The sequence below is a fragment of the Candidatus Bartonella washoeensis Sb944nv genome, assembly GCF_000278135.1.
Classification (GTDB): domain Bacteria; phylum Pseudomonadota; class Alphaproteobacteria; order Rhizobiales; family Rhizobiaceae; genus Bartonella; species Bartonella washoeensis.
The window spans coordinates 48,981-67,438 of sequence record NZ_JH725025.1 but is presented as its reverse complement, the minus strand read 5'-3'; the positions used below and the strand labels follow the sequence as shown (position 1 = coordinate 67,438).

Genomic DNA, 18,458 nt, shown 5'->3' with positions numbered 1-18,458 from the left:
TGACAATATTTCAAAGGCTTATCCTATTTCAATATTGAGAGAGGCATTGATAATTCACACTCCTTCAACATCTGATTCAGCATCCTCTACACAAGAAAGAGGATAACTTTTTAAAAGTTACAAGTTTGGATTACTTTAAAAGCTTTAGCAAATCTAAACTTTAGTACCTCTTGATATGATAAAACGTTACTAAATGAGAGCAGAAAAAGCTTCTTTTAAAACATGTACGCCAGCATCTCTTTTTGTTGCATCATTTGATAATATTTGTCGCCATCGACGCGCCCCATCTCGACCATGAAACAAACCAATCATATGACGTGTTACATGAGAAAGCCTACCCCCTGAGGCGATATGTTTGGCAGCATAATCACACATGGCCTCAATAAGATCACCATCACTAAGATCACTCTGCGACTCACCATATATTTCAGAATCAATATGCTTTAAAAAAATTGGATCATGATAAACCTTTCGACCAATCATGGCAGCATCACACAAAGTCAGATGTTCTTTAATCTCATAAATTGATTTAATTCCTCCATTTATCCCAATGAATTTATTATGATATTTGCGTTTTAATTTATAAACTCTTTCATAATTAAGTGGAGGAATATCACGATTCTCCTTTGGACTTAATCCTTTTAACCAAGCTTTACGTGCATGTACCCAAAGTGCATCACCTCCAGCATTCCAAACTTGATCAGCTAAAAGGTCTAAAGCTGTTTCTTCATCCTGCTCGTCCACACCAACACGACATTTAACAGTTACAGAAACTGTAACAACTTTTTTCATCGCTTCTACAGCATTTGCTACAATGTCGGGATGTAACATCAAACAAGCACCAAACGCCCCAGACTGCACGCGATTTGACGGACATCCAACATTGAGATTTATCTCATCATAACCAAAATCTTCTGCAATTCGAGCAGCCTCTGCTAATTTTTGCGGATCTGATCCTCCTAATTGCAACGAAATTGGATGTTCTTTATCGTTCAAAGATAATAGTTGTTTTCGAGCACCATGGATTACAGCATCTGCTACAATCATTTCTGTATAAAGCAGTGCATTTTTCGTTAAAAGACGATAAAAAAATCTGCAATGTTTATCTGTCCAGCCCAACATTGGTGCTACCGCAAATTTTACTGATGAAGGAAGACTATAAAATATCATAGGAGTATTACTCTTATATCTCCGTGAAGTGCTTTCCATTTATCCATATAAATATCTGCTTTTTACTACTTTACAGAAATTTTTTTTATCTTTTACTATCAATTGAAAGCATAAAACACGCTCTCTCCAATTGTCTTTCTCAATTGACATAAAACTTTCTCAAAACCAATAAAGAAAAAACAAAACATCCTGTTCCTAACGGAACGACTTCTGGATATATGATGACTCAACTGACTTTATAAAACACGCATATAACTTATAGAGAATCCGTGGAAATACTGTTCTTCTCCATTCATCTTATTCTTTAAATATTATATCGACAGCATTTGGCACAGCATCTAAGATATTTAAAATCCTATAAATAATAGATCAAGACATTGCATGATCATGCCATTATGGTCTATCTTCTTTCAGCTTTTTGTAATTTAGTGCGCAAATGGATACCACAATAAGGTGCTATAAACTTTGTAAAGACTGCATATCATCATAAACTTTGTTCACTCTCTATTGTTTGCTTTTCATGTAAGCAGAAAGAGCATCAACCTCTTCTTTATTAAACAAAAGCCCAAGTTTTGAACGACGCCATAGCACATCTTCACACGTTTTAGCCCATTCCTTTTCCATTAACCATTTCACTTCTACTTCATAAAGTCCATGTCCAAAATTTTTTCCTCTATCTGCCTTACCATTTGCAAATATCAACAATGCTTCCGAACCATAAGATCGAGCAAGTCTACGGTATGTGAAGGCATCTAAACCTGGAATCAAAAGAGCGATCTTATTTTCAACTGTATCCAGCCTGTTATATGGAAAATCACCGCCAGGAAGAGCTGAGTTGGCTGTCCACTGTGATCCCTTTTTACCAAGCGCTTTTTCAACAAATTTCATCGCATCTTCAGCCAATTTGCGATAAGTTGTAATTTTTCCACCATAAAGATTAAGAATCCGTGGCATACTTTCTGTACCCATTTCTTGCAAAACATAATCACGTGTAATTTCTTGTGCTTTTGAAGCTCCATCATCATAAAGCGGACGAATACCGGAGTAAGTCCAGACAATGTTATTACGCAATACCGGTTGTGTGAAATATTCACTTGCTGCTGTACAGATATACTCAATCTCTGTATCTGTAATATGAACATCAGCAGGATTACCTTGATAGTCACAATCTGTTGTCCCAAGCAATGTAAACTCTTCTTGATACGGAATGGAAAATATAATACGTCCATCACCGTTTTGAAAAATATAAGCACGATCATGAGCATAAAGCTTTGGAACCAGAATATGAGAACCTTTGACAAGTCGTACGGGTGGATGCTCTTTAGAATTTAATACATCTGCCAAAATATGATTAATCCAAGGACCAGTCATATTTGCAACATAAGAAGCTTTAACGCAATATTCTCTGCCGCTTAACTTATCTCGAAGAATTATAAGCCATTTTTTTTCTTCTCTTTTTAAAGACAGAACTTCTGTCTGTACTTTTATATCAGCCCCCCATTTTTCTGCATCACGCGCATTAGCAATTACCAAACGAGCATCATCTACTCTTGCATCAGAATATTCAAAACCTTTATGGTATTCTTCCTTAAGTGTAGAGCTAAAATTTTTTGAAAAATTAACTGTTTTACTGCGCCACAGTTTTTGATTCCAGTTACCGAGATAATCATAAATAAAAAGTCCAAAACGTAATATCCAAGCAGGACGCATTTTTTTATGATAAGGGAGGATAAAACGCAAAGGACGCACAATATGTGGAGCTATACGCCAAAGGATCTCACGTTCTTTCAGCGCTTCACGAACAAGCCTAAACTCATAGTGTTCAAGATAACGAAGACCACCATGAATAAGCTTTGTTGATGCACTTGATGTCCCTGATGCAAGATCATTCATTTCAGCTAATCCGACTTTAAATCCGCGTCCAGCTGCATCCCTTGCCAATCCACATCCGTTTATTCCTCCTCCGATAATAAACAGGTCATAATGCGTTATGGTTTTCATAATTTCACTTTTCATCATTCGACTTAACTTGTTCCACTGTGCTCAATAAAGTAACAGCAAAAAGTCAATACAAATGCTCTCTTATTAGATTGTTAATGTGATTTTTTCCACAGTAAATAGGCATGAAAATATTTTTTATAGCATCATAAATAAAAACAACATTTGATAAAATAAAGAACAAGATTGAGATAATACAAAAAATATAATCACTGTAAAAATATGCGTTACATGAAATATTCTTTAAAAAAAGAAAAAAATTGATATTTTTTCTGTAAAACACTAGATTTGCAAAATAGTTAATTGCTTTGTTTCACATACGCAATGCTTTTCATAGAGTTTAATCAATATCACAAGAGAAATATGAAGGTATACGGATGCCCTATCTATCTCAACATAAAAAAACAACGCTCAGTGCAAAATTTTTAGCAATAGTTATCTTGAGTATTTTAATCTGCTCACCTTCTCTATCAAACACAAAATCAAGCGAGAAAACACCAAATTATTTGAACTCAGAAAATCTTAAAAAACAACTTTTGGAAGATCCCACCTTTTTAAATCAACTTAAAGAAAAAATTACACCACATATCGATGATCAGGATATTCAAAAGATTGTAAGAGAATATTTACTCACTCATCCAGAAATTATGATTGAAATGCAGCTTATCCTTCAAGAAAAGCTGGAAAAACAAAGCAAGCAAGAATCTCAAGAACAAGCTTCCGTTATCAATTTATTAAAAAAGGAAATTTTTCAATCTCCTCATGATGCTGTTTTAGGAAATCCAAATGGCAAAAGAGTGCTCGTTGATTTTTTCGATTACAATTGCAGATATTGTAAAATTTCCTATTCATATATAGAAAACTTAATAAAAAAATACCCAGACCTACGGATTATTATCAAAGATTTACCAATTTTAGGATCTGATTCTATGGCGGCACATAGTGTTGCTTATGTTTTTCGAAAACAATTTCCAGAGAAATATTCTCAGTTCCATAAAGCGCTTTTAACGCATATGAGTCGTGCAAATGAAGCTCAAGCTATAAAAGTAGCAGTTTCATTAGGAGCAGATGAGAAAAAGCTGCGCAATGCAATAAAAAACCCTAACCTGCAAAACTCATTTAAAGAAAATATTCGAATTGCCTCTCAACTCAATATTACCGGAACCCCTTCTTACATCGTTGGTGATAAAGTGCTTATCGGAGCTGTGAGCGAAGATATTCTAAAAGAAGCTATAGAAGATATGGAGTGAACATTTTTTCCTTAGCGCGTTAACTTTGTCAACAATACCGTAAATGAGGTGATTTTATGCTTTCTCTTTTTTAATAACAGGCTTATAAGTACAGTTCTTTTGAGTAGACACTGATTTTAAATTGCAAACTATAATTCTGAAAAAACTAAATAGCTTTTATATAGAAGCCTCGTTAAAAGCGCATCCCTAATCTAGAGATATTAAGTCATAAGAATTAAATAATGACGATCTTCATTGATCAAGGAGTTAGAAATAAAATGGCAACAAAAAAAGTGGACGCGGCAAAACATACCGCCGCAATTGATACGAAAATTATCCGTGACCTTGCTGAAATTTTGAATGATACACATTTGACAAATATTGAACTTGAACAAGGTGGACTTCGTATTTGTGTATCAAGGCAAAACACTTCCACCACTCCCGAACAAACAATTTACGCTCCTATTTCCACTCCTACTGTTGCTGTACCTTCTACTCCTGCTCCAATAACTGAAATCTCTCCACAAGAAGACAAATTAAAGAATGCAATAACGTCTCCAATGGTTGGTACAGCCTATCTTGCACCTTCGCCAGGAGCTCAATCTTTTGTAGAAGTAGGGCAAAATGTTTCTGAAGGACAAACGTTACTTATCATTGAAGCGATGAAAACGATGAATCAAATTCCATCACCACGCTCAGGTACGGTGACCACTATTTTTGTTAAAGATGGCCAACCCGTTGAGTTTGGTGAACCACTTATTGTTGTTGAATAAAGCGAGGAGCAATTATGATTCAGAAAGTCCTCATTGCTAATCGGGGAGAAATTGCTCTTCGCGTTTTGCGCGCCTGCAAAGAACTTGGAATAAAAACTGTAGCGGTTCACTCAACTGCTGACGCTGATGCAATGCATGTTCGTCTTTCTGATGAAAGTGTTTGTATTGGGCCTCCCCCAGCTCGTGATTCTTATTTGAGTATTCAGCAAATTATCGCTGCGTGCGAAATTACAGGGGCTGATGCTGTTCACCCAGGCTATGGCTTTCTTTCGGAAAATGCAAAGTTTGCAGATGTTCTAGAAGCCCATGATATTACATTTATTGGCCCAACGGCTGCTCATATTCGAATCATGGGCGACAAAATCGAAGCAAAGAAAACCGCTAAAAAACTCGGAATTCCCGTAGTACCAGGTTCCGATGGAGCTATCACTGAAGAAATAGAGGCTTTACGTACTGCGAGTGAAATTGGTTATCCCGTTATTATTAAAGCTTCTGCCGGTGGTGGTGGACGCGGCATGAAAGTTGTTCATTCTGAGAAAGAATTTGCTCTAGCTCTCGAAACAACCCGTTCAGAAGCGGCAGCAGCTTTCGGTGATGACGCTGTTTATATTGAGAAATATTTAGAAAAGCCACGCCATATTGAAATTCAAATTGTAGGTGATGGAGCAGGAAATGCTATCCATTTAGGAGAACGCGATTGTTCACTTCAACGACGTCATCAAAAAATATGGGAAGAAGCTACTTCACCTGCTCTTAATGAAACTGAAAGAAAAAAAATTGGCGATATTGTCGCAAAAGCTTGTGCGCAACTTGGATATCGTGGAGCAGGCACCATTGAATTTCTCTATGAAAATGGCGAATTCTATTTTATTGAGATGAATACGCGTTTACAAGTTGAGCATCCTGTAACTGAAGCAATTACAGGTATAGATTTAGTTCATGAGCAAATTCGTATTGCATCAGACTGCGGCCTTTCAGTTGCACAAGACGATATCTGTTTTTCTGGCCATGCTATTGAATGCCGTATCAATGCGGAAGATCCGGTTAACTTTACTCCATCACCAGGAACTATTACACATTTTCATACACCTGGAGGTTTAGGAATTCGGGTTGATTCAGGTGCTTATTCAGGTTATCGCATTCCACCTTATTATGATAGCATGATTGGAAAGCTGATTGTTCACGGACGCACACGTTTAGAATGCATGATGCGTTTACGGCGTGCTTTAGATGAATTTGTGGTTGATGGAATCAAAACCACATTGCCTCTCTTTCGCGATCTCATTAACAATCAAGATGTTACAGATGGTAATTATAATATTCACTGGCTAGAAAAATATCTTTCTACTCAAGGAGCCTCTTCTGATTCGTGATCTAATAACGAAATGATGGATTCTTACCCATGCTTTGACTAAATATTAACGTGAGAATAATATCTGAAATTTTTGAAAGAGATGGTAAAAAAATAAAGAATCTGATTATTTTATAATTTGTGATAAAGTTTTTTAAAAATGTGCACAAAAACTGATAATTTTCTATTTTCCTTTTTATTAGTTTGTGCTAGTGCCTGTGCATGGTTATGCCCTTATAGCTCAGTTGGTAGAGCACCTGATTTGTAATCAGGGGGTCGGGAGTTCGAGTCTCTCTGGGGGCACCATTTTGTGTCTTTAACATATTGAAATATATGGATTTTTTCTTTAATTGGCAATTTTCAGACTACCTTTTAGACCACCTTCTATAGTTTATATAACTTTATCTAATTTGTTCTTATTTGCTCCTTATTTTTCTTTGGTGTAAATGCTAAGATCTCTTTCTTTCTCCACCTTACTGCTCTCCCTAGCTTATAGGGTTGGGGGAACTCTCCTTGAAGCGCCCAATTGCGAATCGTTGTTGTAGATACACTAAAAAGCTGTGCACACTCACGTGTCGTTACATATCTATCGCCATCATCAAATATCATCTCATTATCTTTCTCTTTTTTATATTAATTATGGGTGGGGGCACTCGGGAGGAGAGAAGCACCCCCATAAACTTCAAGCGGCTTTTGTCAAAATTTGCTTCATATCTTGCTCTATTTCTGCTAAAAAGGATTCAACAGCTTTATTAATCTCTTCAATGTGTTTCTCATCACGGAAGATGCGTTTGATTTTCATTCTTAAACCCGTAGATCTCCCTACAAATTGTGGATTATAGCTAATGAAATGACACCATTTGCGTCCTGTGCATGCCATTTGGAATTGCATCTGTGCGATATATTCAGGTTTGATTTCGTCATACATAAAAAAACGAAGATGGCTCGTTGATTGTGGGCATTTGACTTTGATTAAACCGTCTTCTCCAATAAGCCCATCAGGACTTGCACCAGCCATTTCCATTTTGGGGTGTTGAATAAATCCGCATTTTGTGACATTGGTGTCATAAATGAATTCATAATCTTTCAGGGCATCCTCTTCATGTTCAATGCCCCATTGCATAGCCTGTGTTATATAAGATTGGCTTATTTCCCCTGTTAAGCGCTCTGTGATGAGTTTGATTTTGTAGTCTTCATATTTGCTTGTCGGCAATCCTTTTGCTGTCTTACTGAGTACGTTGTAAACATGAGATGCTGTGACTTTACCCAAGCGCGCTTGAAACCATTCTGCTGTCCTTTGTTCCATCTCACACCGCCGTTTGTTGTTGTGTTGGTGCCATTTGCTTATTTTGTTTATCTTTTAAAAGGTGCAAAATGGTTTGCGCTCTTTGATCAGAGATATCATCAAGTTTTTCAACATTCGCATAAGAAAGTATCTTTTCTTCTTCTGTCTTTGTTTGTACTATTAATCTTCTGATTTCATTGATCTTTTGTGGAAAAGCCTTTTTAATAGGTGTGTTCCCATCCGTATCATCATCTTCACTCACGACATTAAGAAGCATACCTAAAAGATATCTGCGTGCGTATGTGATTGCAGAACCAACCGATTGTATATTTGATTTGCATCCTTATAGCGATACGTGAAATACCTTGTTCTGTTTCTAGTAAATCAAAGTCTGCTTCAATATGTAGTAGCTCTTTCAAAGTACGTATATCTTTATCTTTTAATAAAATTTTCACGTTTTGTTCTGAGCACATGGCAATCTTTTCAAGAGCGACAGTTTGTTTGTCGCGTTCTATAAATTGTTTTTCTAGTCCTTTCTTGTCTTTGTGTCTTAAAATAAGTGCCAATAAAAGAGATGCAATAAATGACAAAAAGCTGTAAGAAATATATTTATCCATTCTTGCATCTTTCCCCTCCCCACTTTTTTAGAATCATTGGGAGGTTACTTTTTCAAAAACATTTTTGCAAGACAGGCAATTTCTAAGCGCTCTGTCACAGCGCACGTATAAATACACAACAGCCTTAAGGGGGGATTATGATCATCAATGCACAAACCATTCTATGTCTTGATCTAGGTACCAAGACAAGCTGGGCGATTTGCGGTGCGGATGGTCGTATAACAAGCGATACAGAACATTTTCAATCACATCATTTTGAAGGCGGTGGTATGCGTTATTTACGCTTTAAGCAATGGCTTACTGAACTAAAGAGATCCGTTGATGAAATTGACGCAGTGTATTTTGAAGAAGTGCGCCGGCATGTAGGGACAGATGCTTCTCATGTTTATGGTGGCTTGCTAGGGATCTTAAACGCTTGGTGTGAACATCACAGAATTCCTTACAAAGGCATTCCTGTTGGCACAATTAAGAAGGCAACAACAGGAAAAGGCAATGCCTCAAAAGAAGAAATGATTAAGGCAGTATGTGCAAAAGGACATGCACCTAAAGATGACAACGAAGCAGACGCTTTAGCAATTTTATATTTAATGAAAGAAGGGGGTATACATGTCCAGTAAAATACCTTGGACAAGGCTTTTTGCCGATAAATGGATTCTTGATCTCACTTGTTTGTCTTCTATTGAAGGCAATATATACATGAGGTTACGGTTGCAAATGCTTCACACGGGTGAACCTCTTTTAAATAGCATTAAGGTTTGGGCTAATTATACTGGCTATTCAGTGAAAGCATTTGTAAAAGCATTAGACGTTTTACAGAGCACTGGTCATATTATTCGTTTAGAAGATGGTCGTTTATGGAATCTAGATGTTGAAGCAGAATTAAATGATAGCGTGGGAAAATCGGAAGCTGCATCAAAAGCTGTTAGTGCTAGATGGAAAAAATCTAAAGAAAAAGATGTAAAGTGTAATACGGAATCTATACAAACTAAATACGGAAGTAATACGGATTCTATACGAACTGAATACGAAAGCGATACGCAATCGATACCATATAACAATAACATTAACAGTTATAAAAAAACTAATACTATCGTATTAGCAAAAAAAGAAATCGATTCAGAAAATTTAGAAACGACCAATTTGATTCATGAACCAACAGAGGTTCATGCTTGCGAAAGCCTACCAGAGCAAATCGCAACAACATCAGAAACCCAACCATCCCCTCACGAGCAAGAGAAAGTTCCCCAAAAAGCAAAACAAGCGCAAGCTAATCGCGGTTGTCGATTGCCAGAGGATTTTGAACCCGATTACGATTTTGCAATCGAAGAGGGCTTACCCCCAGAGCGTGTAAAAGTCGAAATCGCAAAATTTCGAGATTATTGGAAAGCTAAAGCAGGCAAGGATGCATGCAAAACTGATTGGAAAGCAACATGGCGTAACTGGGTGCGAAAGGCTATCGAGGATTTAAAGAAAGGACAAAACTATGGAAATTACCCTCAAAAGCAAAAAAGCATTAGTGAACGCCTCGCAGACAGCGTCCTTGATATCGGATCTAGAGGTTTCTTTGAAGCACATTCACGGGATGATAGCAGAGGGGTTCCCTTTGGTTTTGAAGGATGGCAGCCAGTTAACCAAACAGCAGGAAACGATAGCCTTAGATGCTTGTGATCAATTGCAAGAGCTGTTTTCAGTAAAAGCGAGCAAAGAGGACATAGCCAAAGCACTTCGGATGCTTTCATGTGGTTTAAAGATATCACAACAGGCAGATCATGCGGGGATGGCGTTGACCTATGGAATGGTTTTGGAAAATGTTTCTGCATGGTCACTGATGACAACGGTTAAACGGATTTTGTGTGATGAGATAGAAGGTTTATCCGATACGTTTTTCCCTAGCACTCGCGAGCTTGTGAGATTGTGTCATGATCTAGAAAACAGGCTTTTGACCAAAGCCAGTCTTGTTCGCAAAGCTGTTTTGAACACCCGTGCAAAAAGGCTGAAAGAAAAGGCAGCAAGAGAGCATTTTAGTCCATTAAGGGTTGTTCACAAACAAGAGCTTGAAAAAGTTTTAAATGGCATTGGGGGAAAAATAAAAACATTTGAGACAGCAAAATAGTGAAAAGTGCTGATCATTTTTGGATTAGACATGCGTTTAAATCTACAAAAAAGCACCGTACAGAGCGATTTGGTATTTTTTGAAATTACCACGTTGGAGGTAAAAACGACTCTGTACGGTCAAATTTGAGGCAAATAGACCAATTGGTAAAATTATGGACTAAAAGCATGGGTATTTTAAAACATCTGTTCTTAAAAAAACGTAAACAGCCAAGGCAAAAAGAGTTTGTTGCAACGGCGGTTGGCTATGTTCCATGGGGCGATGGAGCAGAAGAGTATTTTTACAACCTCTACGAATATGAAGATGGCACAAGAGAGTGTGAAAAGTTTGATGGCGGCCAGTATTACACCATACCAGAAAATGCAGATTTTAGCACAAAAGCGCAGGTGAAAGCGTGGGTTTATGGGGGTGGTATTCCGAAAAGCGTTCTCAATTACGAACCTCTGATTGATGAAATCAACAAAGGCATAAAAAACTATCGGAAACCGCTTGATGCGCTTTAAGTGGAGGAAAAGTTAACGCATCGAACGAAGCATGGCGTCACGTAAAATGGCGTTAATCCGCGTTTGATACCCTTTCCCTTGACTCTTAAGCCACGCTAGCACATCTGAATCCACACGCACTGTTGTAACAGTTTTAGTGGGTTTATAGAATGGATTACGAACGGCGTTTTTCCAAAATGCATCATTGAGTGGTGGAATATCACTATGATCAATTGCACTGTCTGGCATTGCAGCCAGTTTATCAACTTCAACTCTCTGTTTATCTGTCAAAGGTGATAAGTTACCTACATCAATTTCATAACGAACTTTCTTCTTCATAACGTTTCCTCTCTTTCGAATTGGCGCGCCGCGCTGAAATAATACGGATTACCTCTATGCCATCTTTATCATCATGGAGACAGTATGCGCTACAAGCAGCAGTAAAAAGCCATCCACAAGCCCCAAAGTTTGCCAACGATATTCTCCGTTTTCAATACGGTCCTGTTTAACCATAGCGAATGGATCTGCAAAAACACGTGCCGCTATTTCAAAACTTACACGGTGCTTTCTAAGATTACTTTTTGCTTTAGTTTCATCCCATTCAAATCTTATTTTCATATCTTATGTTAATACATTTATGTATGTATATCAAGAGTTTTAAATAAATACTGAACTATCTATGTTTTTTTGCATATTAAATGTAATTTAATACTTTAAAAACTGTTATTAATAATCTGAATTATTTGAATAAATATGCAAATCATGATAAGATTTTTCATGTATAAATTGCAAATCTAATGGGGCTACAAATATGCTAAATAAAGTGACATTAATCGGGCGCCTTGGTGCTGATCCCGAAAGCAAAACTATGACTTCTGGAGCAGAAGTGGTCAATTTTCGTATGGCGACTTCTGAAAGCTATACAGATAAAAAGACCAATCAAAAAATAGAAAGGACAGAATGGCATTCCGTGGTAGTTTTCAATCCCCATTTAGCAAAAATTGCTCTTCAATACCTAAGCAAAGGTTCAAAAGTTTACACATAGAAGGAAAATTACAAACACGGAAATGGAAAGATAAAAACGGTAGTGAATATTCTTCAACAGAGATTGTCTTACCACAATTCAAAGGCGAATTGTATTTACTTGATGCAAAGAAAAATCAACCTGCATCCCCTGCCCCTTCATCTGTCACTACAAAAAGTTATGCTGTAGCTTCAGGAGCCGCTGATTACAGTACATCTTTTAATGATAGCATACCATTTTGATTGAAAAAATATGACAAAGAGAAAAAAACGTGCAAAACGCGGACGTCCACGGATTCAGGGGTGTATCAGAGAACCAAATGGACGCATCTCGCGAGCAAAAACACCGCGTGATCCTGTTGATCAATTGGCAATTAAAATGCGTGCAAAACGCTTTGGTTTGACATTACAAGAAGCTAAAAATCCGCTTTCCGGTACCTATACCTATATCGGGCGACTTTATTTGCAAGGCGAAATCAATCAAGACCAATATGATGCTGCGCAAAAATATCTTGAAGTGAAAAACAATTACCTATGTGCAAAAGCATTGCCTAATGCAATTTATGATGAAATGCCTACAACTTCTGATGACGGAGCAAGAGAAAAATGGGTACAGACGGCAACAGAACATCTTTCAGCTGTAAAAGGCGTTGTTCAAGAAGCTCAATATTTATACCGTCAATATAACCTTCATGCCGCATTACAGTATCTTGTGATAGAAGATCTATCACTGCCACATCTTGTGCTTTCATTGCGTATTGCTCTTAATGCGCTTTATAAACATTTTACGCAAAACCGGTAGTTTTCAAGCGGCATCTTGGATATTAATGGCAACCTCTTTTCCAAGAGCAATGAGAGTGGACTCTAAGGCATCTAATTTTGTTGCGTGGTTTAAATCCAACAATCGGTCAATTTGTATTGGATGAAGTTTTAAAAGACGTACGAGATCAGCTTTGCGTAAGTTTTTTTCAATCATAGCGTTATGTATTGCAATTTTTAAAGTCACCAATGAAGATACTTCAACAAAAGGATAGGCAATATCACGATGTCCAAAGGGAATAGGTTCACGATCTTGAAAACGCCCCATAATGACTGTTAAAAGTGCATTTTTAGCCTGTTCCAAAGCTTCTTTTTCGTCGTTACCATAGGTAATAAATTCCTGAAAGTCTTTAGAAATGACCAGAAGAGTATCATTGTCATCTTTGATAAATTTGATTGCATATTTCATTTACATCTCCATATTCAGATTTATTTCAGGTCAAGATCTTTAAGGATCTTCTGGACTAATCCTGTTCCTAATTCTTTTCGCGTACCATGCATAGGTAAAACGGACTTTTTAAAACCACGCTTTACAAGCAAATGCCCTCCCTTCCCTGAAGTAAAACTGCAACCATGCTTTATAAGATATCTTTTCAATTCTTGACTATTCATTATAATAACATAACATCTAAAATGTTTCAATGCAACAAAAATGTTGCATTGAGGAAAATAAAAGACATCTTTTGAAACACCATATTTAGGTAAAAAAATAAAAAAACACAAGATCATGATTTTTTTGTTGACATGATGTGAAAAATCATATTTAATGACATCACTGCACTAGTCGTATTGTGTCTAAAATTCAAAAATATTCCCAAAAATTCAGTAAAATGTGAACTTGAAACGTGGCTAGAAAGCCCTGTTTTCTTGCTAATTCTGGCTAATCAATTTTTCACAGAATAAAAATCAATATTTGACTCATGATGTCATTAAATAATTCCCCAAAAGGAGCTATGATGAAAGCTGTCATCACTAAGCCAATGTGTGTCGTTGGCGACAATAAAAGCACCGTTCGTTTTGAACCTTCAACACAAACTACCCCATTTGTTGAAATTTCCAATCAGGTCTATGCACGTCTCAAGCGTGCCAATGCTGTAAAACCTTTTGTTGAGATCAAAACAACAGCAAAACATGATAAGGCAGTTGAAAAGGTTGAGAAAGCAGAAAAAGAAATTGTACAAACATCAACTGAACCAGTGGTAGAGGAAATCACACCAGAACAGCCAAAAGCATCTAAAGCTTCTAAGTCATCAACACCTACCACAAAAAAGACTTAGAAGTTGAAATTAATCATCCGTCAAAAATGGTATCTTCAACAGGTGAAGGATACCTTTACAAGTCTTCAAGCAACACGCCTTAATTGGGCTTTGCGGAATGCTCTAAACACCGCAGCAAAACAAATCGAACGCTTTGCAGAAAAACAAATTGCCGATGTTACATCAGCCAAATCAAAGCGTATCAAGCAAGGCGTTTATATTAAAGAAAAGGCTACAGCAAAGTTCCTTGAGACAGATATCATTGGTTCTGGAACACCGATACCTCTTAAATTTTTTCAAGCAAGAGAAACAAAACGCGGTGTAACTTACAAAATGTTTGGAAAAAAAGAAATCTTACCTCATGCTTTTATCAAAGGTGGAAGTTTTCCAAAGCGTGTTGATTTAAAAAAGCTGAATGGTAATGTCTTTCAAAGAGCGGATGGAGATCAATTCCCCATTGCAAAACAAGAAGGACCCTCAATTGCTGGAGTGATGTCCAAGCCAGAAATTGCAAGTTCTATTGCACAATATGCCAATGAGAGATTAATTGCCAATATACAGAGACAACTTGCTCGTCAAGAATATGCCGCCAATAAGAAAGCTAAATAATGTTCTTATGCTATGCCTATCTGCTACACAATAAGATTTTCTTTCTTGACAAGATTCACAGAAAACATATATCGTTAAATCAGGTGCCTGAAAACACCTTAAAACAACAAGCGGATTGATTACCGAAATAATCAGTCTTCTGTATATTAAAGGCTTTGACTCATTATATGCTGCGCGCATATAATAGCTTCGTCGGGTGTGGTTATGCTATACAATACCCTTGTGGGGAAAGCATAACGACGGGCTTGTTGCCGTGTTTTCAGCGCCCGATACCCTTCTGGGTGTCAATGAAAACCTAATCAACAAGGAGTTCATTATGAACACTCTTATTAAAATTACAGAACAAATGATTGATCAAGAAACTGTTCAAACCGTCAATGCACGAGAATTGCATACGTTTTTAGAAGTTAATGTACGTTTCAATGATTGGATCGCACGGCGGATAGAAGAGTATGATTTTCAAGAAAATCAAGACTTTATGAGTTTTACTCAAAAAAGAGTAAAACCTAAAAGCGGTCGTCCAAGTACAGAATATCATCTCACTTTAGACATGGCGAAAGAGCTTTCTATGGTTGAACGTAATGAGAAAGGACGTCAAGCCCGTCGTTACTTTATCGAGTGTGAAAAGAAACTAAGAAACCAAGCTGTTGATTATGATAATGATACGCGCTTTGATTTACCAAGCTATTGGGAAGGTATGAATGCTGGCGAAAAAGTTTTATATCTTTTAGGTCCTATTCATATGCGTCTTCTTGATGCCTTCAGAGTAGATGAAGAAAACAGAAAATACAAAGCTCTCATTAAAGAAGCAAAACAGGTATTAGCTAGATCTGTCGTAAAAGCGGCTTAGATTTAAAAACTGATTTCATCTTCTCCTCTTTCAGAGTGGAGAGGATGTTAATTTAAAGAAGATTGCCAATTATGCCTCTCCTGTTTCAGAAAAAAAACACAATAAAAACAATGCAAAAGGTACTTCCCAGCGGGTTGGGTCTGTTGCGGGGCAGGCTAGCGCGAACTATCGCTAGCGACAGAATTTTCAAATTGACTGTACATTGTACACTTAATGTATTGATAAATAACAATTCCAATATGTACACTGTACAGTATGTGATTATTTTTAGATAAAAATTATTTTTATTCTTGACATTATTGCGTCAATGTCTATTTTCGAATCAGGTGCCTCAAAAACACCTTAAACCAGCAGCGGATAGATTGCCGAAACAATCTCTTCTCCGCCAATTAAAAACTTTGACTCATTATATGCGTGTGGCATATAGTAGTTTTGTCGGGTGTGGTTACGCTATACAATACCCTTTTGGGAAAAGCGTAACGACGGGCTGTTGGCCGTGTTTTTGAGCGCCCGGCACTCTTTTAGAGTGTCAATCAAAAACATCTAACCAACAGGAGTTCTTATGAACACTCTCATTCCAATATTGGAACAAACTGTTGGACAGGAAACTGTTCAAACCGTTAACGCGCGTGAGTTGCACACATTTTTAGAAATAACATCAAAGTTTGCAGATTGGATTAAAAATCGCATTAAAGAATGTAACTTTCGAGAAAATCAAGACTTTATAGGTTTTTCTAAAAATTTAGAAAAAGGTGGGCGCCCAAGCATAGAATACTACCTCACATTAGATATGGCTAAACACCTTTCGATGATCGAGCGTAATGACAAAGGGCACGAAGCACGTCAATACTTTATCAAATGTGAACGGCTTTTGAAACAAGTAGCAACACCACAAGTTGACTACTCCAAGCCCGAAGCATTGCTGGGAGTCTTGAATCATCTACAAAGCCAAATAGAGCAGAAAGATCATGTTATTTCTGAGTTAACACCAAAAGCAAAAGCTTTGGAAGGCTTAAAACGTTCTGATGGTTTGTTTGGCTTAATTGAAGCAGCAAAGATGTTAGAGGTACGACCAAAAGATTTAACGGATTACTTGCGTAAACATGATTGGGTGTATCGGCGTGCTCCAGGGGCGCCTCTGTTACCTTATCAGGATAAGATCAAGAAAGGATTTATGGACTGTCCTGCTATTACTATTCAAAGACCGGATGGTACAGAAAAGGTGCTCCCCTCAACAAAAATCACATCCAGAGGATTGGCATGTTTGAGAGAACAAATCCATGGAGGTGTACAATGAAGTGCAGTGTCGATTTCTTATGTGATTTGTGGATGGCGTTGTCTCAATTTTCTAATCATCAAAGCGCTGGAGATGAGGATTGTAACACGCTGGTGCAGGTCATGGGTGTAGTGGAAAACGCTTTGATTTTAAAACTTCAAGATGAGGTGCCCAATATTACAAAGATTTTAGCAGTTCTTACAGACTTTGGAGCTTCAGAGTTTCCCACAACTATTGACCCTTTGTTGAAAGCTTACAATCCAGACTTGGAGATCCCCATTAAAAAGGTTGCTTAAGTTTAAAACTCCCTCCCTCCCTTCAAAAGTGGGGAGGTGGTTGGTTTAGCTGCCACTTGCTTTTTAAAGACTTCACCCCTACGTGTTCGCCAGTCTTTTCCTTGTTTCTTAAAAGAGGCAATAACACGTAAGTTCACCATGAAGAATATAACAAATCTGATCCCAGTGCTATTATTATTACACTTAAAATAAATGAATATATAGCTTCAATTATAACCCACATCTTAATAACTTCAATTAGTTAGAGCATAAAGCTAATTCGTTTTCCTAAATGTTAAACAAGACAACAGTATGTCAATATCTTAAAAAAATCATATTTATCTCATTATACTATAAAATCTCATTATTTTAAAGTGGAGAGCTAGTTTGGTTTAGCTGTCACTGGCTTTTTAAAGACTTCACCCACGTTTATGGCGCTCTTCTGTTACATATTTAAAGAAGGAGGGTAGTAAAATACCTTTGGCTGGCTTTAAGCGTGCAAGTTCTTCATTTGTCAATGGTAGAGAATGCACGGCTTCCAAATCTTCTTTTGTATAGCCGCATCCTTCTTCAAAGGTTTTTTTTGAGAACCAATAATTCTTGTGTGACTTGAAGTGTATCCACTTGCATACCGGAATATATACCCGATTATACCGGACCGTCAATTATCTGTTACCTCGAAAATCTCCTGAGTGGAAAGATCATTAAGCACATTCAAATTTATTGATTTTAGAAAATTCGTCTGCTTTTTCAGTTTGTAATATACTAACGTCGTAAGCAGCTTGCATGTTAAGCCAAAATTCAGCAGTGGTATCAAAAAAATAGGCTAATCTTAGTGCTGTATCGGGAGTTACTGGACTGTTTTCAGCAACAATACGTTCTATCCTCGTACGTGGAACATTCAATGCTTTTGCAAGAGCATAAGCAGAGAGAGCATATTCTTTTAAATATTCCTCCCGTAAAATTTCTCCGGGATGAATAGCAATATAATTTTTCATCTCGACCTCCTACAGATCAATGATAATCTACGATTTCAACTTCATAGGCGCTATTAGAATGCCACTCAAAACAAATACGAAACTGGTCATTAATACGAATAGAATATTGACCTTTACGCTCTCCTTTCAATGCCTCTAGACGATTTCCCGGAGGACTGCGCAAATCTTTGAGATCAACCGCTTTATCGAGCATAAACAATTTTCTTTGGGCTATACGTACTAGAGTTGAGGGAAAGCCTATGGGCGAATTACCTTCTAAAAGATCTTTACAACGCTTATCTGCAAAAGATTCAATCACCAAATCACCTTCATTCGCTCTTTTGTGTATCATATC

Annotated in this window: 24 protein-coding genes, 1 tRNA gene and 2 pseudogenes; 15 read left to right on the top strand and 12 right to left on the bottom strand. The window is 37.2% G+C overall.

Going from position 1 to position 18,458, the window contains the following annotated elements; translation table 11 throughout:
- Positions 1-189: 189 nt before the first annotated feature.
- The gene (gene dusA, locus MCQ_RS06880) at positions 190-1,170 is read right to left on the bottom strand and encodes a tRNA dihydrouridine(20/20a) synthase DusA (protein WP_006924411.1); all 981 of its coding nucleotides are present in this window, start codon (positions 1,168-1,170) and stop codon (positions 190-192) included.
- A 504-nt stretch (positions 1,171-1,674) separates the two neighbouring features.
- Positions 1,675-3,189 (bottom strand): glycerol-3-phosphate dehydrogenase, encoded by a 1,515-nt coding sequence (gene glpD, locus MCQ_RS06875; RefSeq protein ID WP_006924410.1) that lies wholly within the window; start codon positions 3,187-3,189, stop codon positions 1,675-1,677.
- 356 nt (positions 3,190-3,545) lie between these two features.
- Between glpD and MCQ_RS06870 the strand changes: the two genes are divergently transcribed.
- The 4 genes from MCQ_RS06870 (at position 3,546) to MCQ_RS06855 (ending at position 6,827) form a co-directional block, all read left to right on the top strand.
- Positions 3,546-4,418: a DsbA family protein gene (locus MCQ_RS06870; protein ID WP_006924409.1), complete on the top strand. Its 873-nt coding sequence runs from the start codon at positions 3,546-3,548 to the stop codon at positions 4,416-4,418.
- 257 nt (positions 4,419-4,675) lie between these two features.
- Positions 4,676-5,170 (top strand): acetyl-CoA carboxylase biotin carboxyl carrier protein, encoded by a 495-nt coding sequence (gene accB / locus MCQ_RS06865; protein ID WP_006924408.1) that lies wholly within the window; start codon positions 4,676-4,678, stop codon positions 5,168-5,170.
- 14 nt (positions 5,171-5,184) lie between these two features.
- Positions 5,185-6,543 carry an acetyl-CoA carboxylase biotin carboxylase subunit gene (gene accC, locus MCQ_RS06860; RefSeq protein WP_006924407.1) on the top strand — a complete coding sequence of 453 codons (1,359 nt, stop codon included), beginning with the start codon at positions 5,185-5,187 and terminating at the stop codon, positions 6,541-6,543.
- Positions 6,544-6,751: 208 nt separating this feature from the next.
- Positions 6,752-6,827: transfer RNA gene (locus tag MCQ_RS06855), tRNA-Thr, on the top strand.
- 99 nt (positions 6,828-6,926) lie between these two features.
- On the opposite strand, the gene MCQ_RS06850 is transcribed toward MCQ_RS06855, so the two are convergent.
- The 4 genes and pseudogenes from MCQ_RS06850 to MCQ_RS09410 all read right to left on the bottom strand — a co-directional run bounded on the left by MCQ_RS06850 (position 6,927) and on the right by MCQ_RS09410 (position 8,423).
- Positions 6,927-7,130 carry a helix-turn-helix transcriptional regulator gene (locus tag MCQ_RS06850; RefSeq protein WP_006924406.1) on the bottom strand — a complete coding sequence of 68 codons (204 nt, stop codon included), beginning with the start codon at positions 7,128-7,130 and terminating at the stop codon, positions 6,927-6,929.
- A 73-nt stretch (positions 7,131-7,203) separates the two neighbouring features.
- The gene (locus tag MCQ_RS06845; RefSeq protein ID WP_006924405.1) at positions 7,204-7,827 is read right to left on the bottom strand and encodes a lambda exonuclease family protein; all 624 of its coding nucleotides are present in this window, start codon (positions 7,825-7,827) and stop codon (positions 7,204-7,206) included.
- A 1-nt stretch (position 7,828) separates the two neighbouring features.
- A pseudogene (locus MCQ_RS06840) lies at positions 7,829-8,149 on the bottom strand (ERF family protein); the annotation flags it as partial.
- A complete protein-coding gene (locus MCQ_RS09410; protein ID WP_006924403.1) occupies positions 8,073-8,423 on the bottom strand; it encodes a hypothetical protein in 351 nt (116 codons plus the stop codon). The pseudogene MCQ_RS06840 and the gene MCQ_RS09410, both read right to left, overlap by 77 nt.
- Before the next feature lie 137 nt (positions 8,424-8,560).
- Here MCQ_RS09410 and MCQ_RS06835 point away from each other — a divergent pair, with 137 nt between their 5' ends.
- The 4 genes from MCQ_RS06835 (at position 8,561) to MCQ_RS06820 (ending at position 11,039) form a co-directional block, all read left to right on the top strand.
- Positions 8,561-9,040 carry a crossover junction endodeoxyribonuclease RuvC gene (locus MCQ_RS06835; RefSeq protein ID WP_006924402.1) on the top strand — a complete coding sequence of 160 codons (480 nt, stop codon included), beginning with the start codon at positions 8,561-8,563 and terminating at the stop codon, positions 9,038-9,040.
- Positions 9,030-10,091: a DUF1376 domain-containing protein gene (locus tag MCQ_RS06830; protein ID WP_006924401.1), complete on the top strand. Its 1,062-nt coding sequence runs from the start codon at positions 9,030-9,032 to the stop codon at positions 10,089-10,091. The genes MCQ_RS06835 and MCQ_RS06830 overlap by 11 nt, the downstream gene beginning before the upstream one ends.
- A complete protein-coding gene (locus tag MCQ_RS06825) occupies positions 10,027-10,536 on the top strand; it encodes a hypothetical protein (RefSeq protein WP_244595360.1) in 510 nt (169 codons plus the stop codon). Before MCQ_RS06830 ends, MCQ_RS06825 begins: the two co-directional genes overlap by 65 nt.
- Positions 10,537-10,703: 167 nt before the next feature.
- Entirely contained in the window at positions 10,704-11,039 is a 336-nt protein-coding gene (locus MCQ_RS06820) for a hypothetical protein (RefSeq protein ID WP_006924399.1), read from the top strand.
- A gap of 12 nt (positions 11,040-11,051) precedes the next feature.
- On the opposite strand, the gene MCQ_RS06815 is transcribed toward MCQ_RS06820, so the two are convergent.
- On the bottom strand, positions 11,052-11,357 hold the full coding sequence (locus tag MCQ_RS06815; RefSeq protein ID WP_006924398.1) for a BrnA antitoxin family protein: 306 nt from the start codon (positions 11,355-11,357) through the stop codon (positions 11,052-11,054).
- A gap of 54 nt (positions 11,358-11,411) precedes the next feature.
- Positions 11,412-11,636, bottom strand: coding sequence for a BrnT family toxin (locus tag MCQ_RS06810; RefSeq protein ID WP_006924396.1), 225 nt, complete (start codon positions 11,634-11,636; stop codon positions 11,412-11,414).
- 193 nt (positions 11,637-11,829) lie between these two features.
- Between MCQ_RS06810 and ssb the strand changes: the two are divergent.
- Positions 11,830-12,284: pseudogene (gene ssb, locus MCQ_RS06805) on the top strand (single-stranded DNA-binding protein).
- Between the two features lie 10 nt (positions 12,285-12,294).
- Positions 12,295-12,843 (top strand): hypothetical protein, encoded by a 549-nt coding sequence (locus tag MCQ_RS06800; protein ID WP_006924394.1) that lies wholly within the window; start codon positions 12,295-12,297, stop codon positions 12,841-12,843.
- A gap of 3 nt (positions 12,844-12,846) precedes the next feature.
- Here the strand turns inward: MCQ_RS06800 and MCQ_RS06795 are convergent, their stop codons facing one another.
- Together MCQ_RS06795 and MCQ_RS06790 are read right to left on the bottom strand one after the other, a co-directional pair.
- Positions 12,847-13,269 (bottom strand): type II toxin-antitoxin system HicB family antitoxin, encoded by a 423-nt coding sequence (locus tag MCQ_RS06795; protein WP_006924392.1) that lies wholly within the window; start codon positions 13,267-13,269, stop codon positions 12,847-12,849.
- 20 nt (positions 13,270-13,289) lie between these two features.
- Positions 13,290-13,472, bottom strand: coding sequence for a type II toxin-antitoxin system HicA family toxin (locus MCQ_RS06790; RefSeq protein ID WP_035008197.1), 183 nt, complete (start codon positions 13,470-13,472; stop codon positions 13,290-13,292).
- Between the two features lie 344 nt (positions 13,473-13,816).
- Between MCQ_RS06790 and MCQ_RS06785 the strand changes: the two genes are divergently transcribed.
- The 5 genes from MCQ_RS06785 to MCQ_RS06765 all read left to right on the top strand — a co-directional run bounded on the left by MCQ_RS06785 (position 13,817) and on the right by MCQ_RS06765 (position 17,147).
- Positions 13,817-14,137, top strand: coding sequence for a hypothetical protein (locus MCQ_RS06785; protein ID WP_006924390.1), 321 nt, complete (start codon positions 13,817-13,819; stop codon positions 14,135-14,137).
- A 3-nt stretch (positions 14,138-14,140) separates the two neighbouring features.
- Positions 14,141-14,725, top strand: coding sequence for a hypothetical protein (locus MCQ_RS06780; RefSeq protein ID WP_181461089.1), 585 nt, complete (start codon positions 14,141-14,143; stop codon positions 14,723-14,725).
- 316 nt (positions 14,726-15,041) lie between these two features.
- The gene (locus tag MCQ_RS06775; RefSeq protein ID WP_006924388.1) at positions 15,042-15,575 is read left to right on the top strand and encodes an antA/AntB antirepressor family protein; all 534 of its coding nucleotides are present in this window, start codon (positions 15,042-15,044) and stop codon (positions 15,573-15,575) included.
- A gap of 562 nt (positions 15,576-16,137) precedes the next feature.
- Positions 16,138-16,872 carry a phage antirepressor Ant gene (locus MCQ_RS06770; RefSeq protein WP_006924386.1) on the top strand — a complete coding sequence of 245 codons (735 nt, stop codon included), beginning with the start codon at positions 16,138-16,140 and terminating at the stop codon, positions 16,870-16,872.
- On the top strand, positions 16,869-17,147 hold the full coding sequence (locus MCQ_RS06765; RefSeq protein ID WP_006924385.1) for a hypothetical protein: 279 nt from the start codon (positions 16,869-16,871) through the stop codon (positions 17,145-17,147). The genes MCQ_RS06770 and MCQ_RS06765 overlap by 4 nt, the downstream gene beginning before the upstream one ends.
- A 683-nt stretch (positions 17,148-17,830) precedes the next feature.
- Here the strand turns inward: MCQ_RS06765 and MCQ_RS06755 are convergent.
- Together MCQ_RS06755 and MCQ_RS06750 are read right to left on the bottom strand one after the other, a co-directional pair.
- The gene (locus tag MCQ_RS06755; RefSeq protein ID WP_006924383.1) at positions 17,831-18,124 is read right to left on the bottom strand and encodes a HigA family addiction module antitoxin; all 294 of its coding nucleotides are present in this window, start codon (positions 18,122-18,124) and stop codon (positions 17,831-17,833) included.
- Positions 18,125-18,140: 16 nt separating this feature from the next.
- Complete coding sequence (locus MCQ_RS06750) at positions 18,141-18,455, bottom strand: type II toxin-antitoxin system RelE/ParE family toxin (RefSeq protein WP_006924382.1); 315 nt, start codon at positions 18,453-18,455, stop codon at positions 18,141-18,143.
- Positions 18,456-18,458: the final 3 nt, after the last annotated feature.

Bases quoted from the DNA above. Each gene is read 5' to 3' on its own strand.
- MCQ_RS06775 (WP_006924388.1), top strand. From the start codon at position 15,042: ATGAACACTCTTATTAAAATTACAGAACAAATGATTGATCAAGAAACT.
- MCQ_RS06795 (WP_006924392.1), bottom strand. From the start codon at position 13,269: ATGAAATATGCAATCAAATTTATCAAAGATGACAATGATACTCTTCTG.
- MCQ_RS06850 (WP_006924406.1), bottom strand. From the start codon at position 7,130: ATGATATTTGATGATGGCGATAGATATGTAACGACACGTGAGTGTGCA.
- MCQ_RS06800 (WP_006924394.1), top strand. From the start codon at position 12,295: ATGACAAAGAGAAAAAAACGTGCAAAACGCGGACGTCCACGGATTCAG.
- MCQ_RS06830 (WP_006924401.1), top strand. From the start codon at position 9,030: ATGTCCAGTAAAATACCTTGGACAAGGCTTTTTGCCGATAAATGGATT.
- MCQ_RS06820 (WP_006924399.1), top strand. From the start codon at position 10,704: ATGGGTATTTTAAAACATCTGTTCTTAAAAAAACGTAAACAGCCAAGG.
- MCQ_RS06755 (WP_006924383.1), bottom strand. From the start codon at position 18,124: ATGAAAAATTATATTGCTATTCATCCCGGAGAAATTTTACGGGAGGAA.
- MCQ_RS06870 (WP_006924409.1), top strand. From the start codon at position 3,546: ATGCCCTATCTATCTCAACATAAAAAAACAACGCTCAGTGCAAAATTT.
- MCQ_RS06790 (WP_035008197.1), bottom strand. From the start codon at position 13,472: ATGAATAGTCAAGAATTGAAAAGATATCTTATAAAGCATGGTTGCAGT.
- MCQ_RS06815 (WP_006924398.1), bottom strand. From the start codon at position 11,357: ATGAAGAAGAAAGTTCGTTATGAAATTGATGTAGGTAACTTATCACCT.
- dusA (WP_006924411.1), bottom strand. From the start codon at position 1,170: ATGATATTTTATAGTCTTCCTTCATCAGTAAAATTTGCGGTAGCACCA.
- MCQ_RS06750 (WP_006924382.1), bottom strand. From the start codon at position 18,455: ATGATACACAAAAGAGCGAATGAAGGTGATTTGGTGATTGAATCTTTT.
- MCQ_RS06770 (WP_006924386.1), top strand. From the start codon at position 16,138: ATGAACACTCTCATTCCAATATTGGAACAAACTGTTGGACAGGAAACT.
- MCQ_RS09410 (WP_006924403.1), bottom strand. From the start codon at position 8,423: ATGGATAAATATATTTCTTACAGCTTTTTGTCATTTATTGCATCTCTT.
- glpD (WP_006924410.1), bottom strand. From the start codon at position 3,189: ATGATGAAAAGTGAAATTATGAAAACCATAACGCATTATGACCTGTTT.
- MCQ_RS06835 (WP_006924402.1), top strand. From the start codon at position 8,561: ATGATCATCAATGCACAAACCATTCTATGTCTTGATCTAGGTACCAAG.
- MCQ_RS06845 (WP_006924405.1), bottom strand. From the start codon at position 7,827: ATGGAACAAAGGACAGCAGAATGGTTTCAAGCGCGCTTGGGTAAAGTC.
- accB (WP_006924408.1), top strand. From the start codon at position 4,676: ATGGCAACAAAAAAAGTGGACGCGGCAAAACATACCGCCGCAATTGAT.
- MCQ_RS06785 (WP_006924390.1), top strand. From the start codon at position 13,817: ATGAAAGCTGTCATCACTAAGCCAATGTGTGTCGTTGGCGACAATAAA.
- accC (WP_006924407.1), top strand. From the start codon at position 5,185: ATGATTCAGAAAGTCCTCATTGCTAATCGGGGAGAAATTGCTCTTCGC.
- MCQ_RS06810 (WP_006924396.1), bottom strand. From the start codon at position 11,636: ATGAAAATAAGATTTGAATGGGATGAAACTAAAGCAAAAAGTAATCTT.
- MCQ_RS06765 (WP_006924385.1), top strand. From the start codon at position 16,869: ATGAAGTGCAGTGTCGATTTCTTATGTGATTTGTGGATGGCGTTGTCT.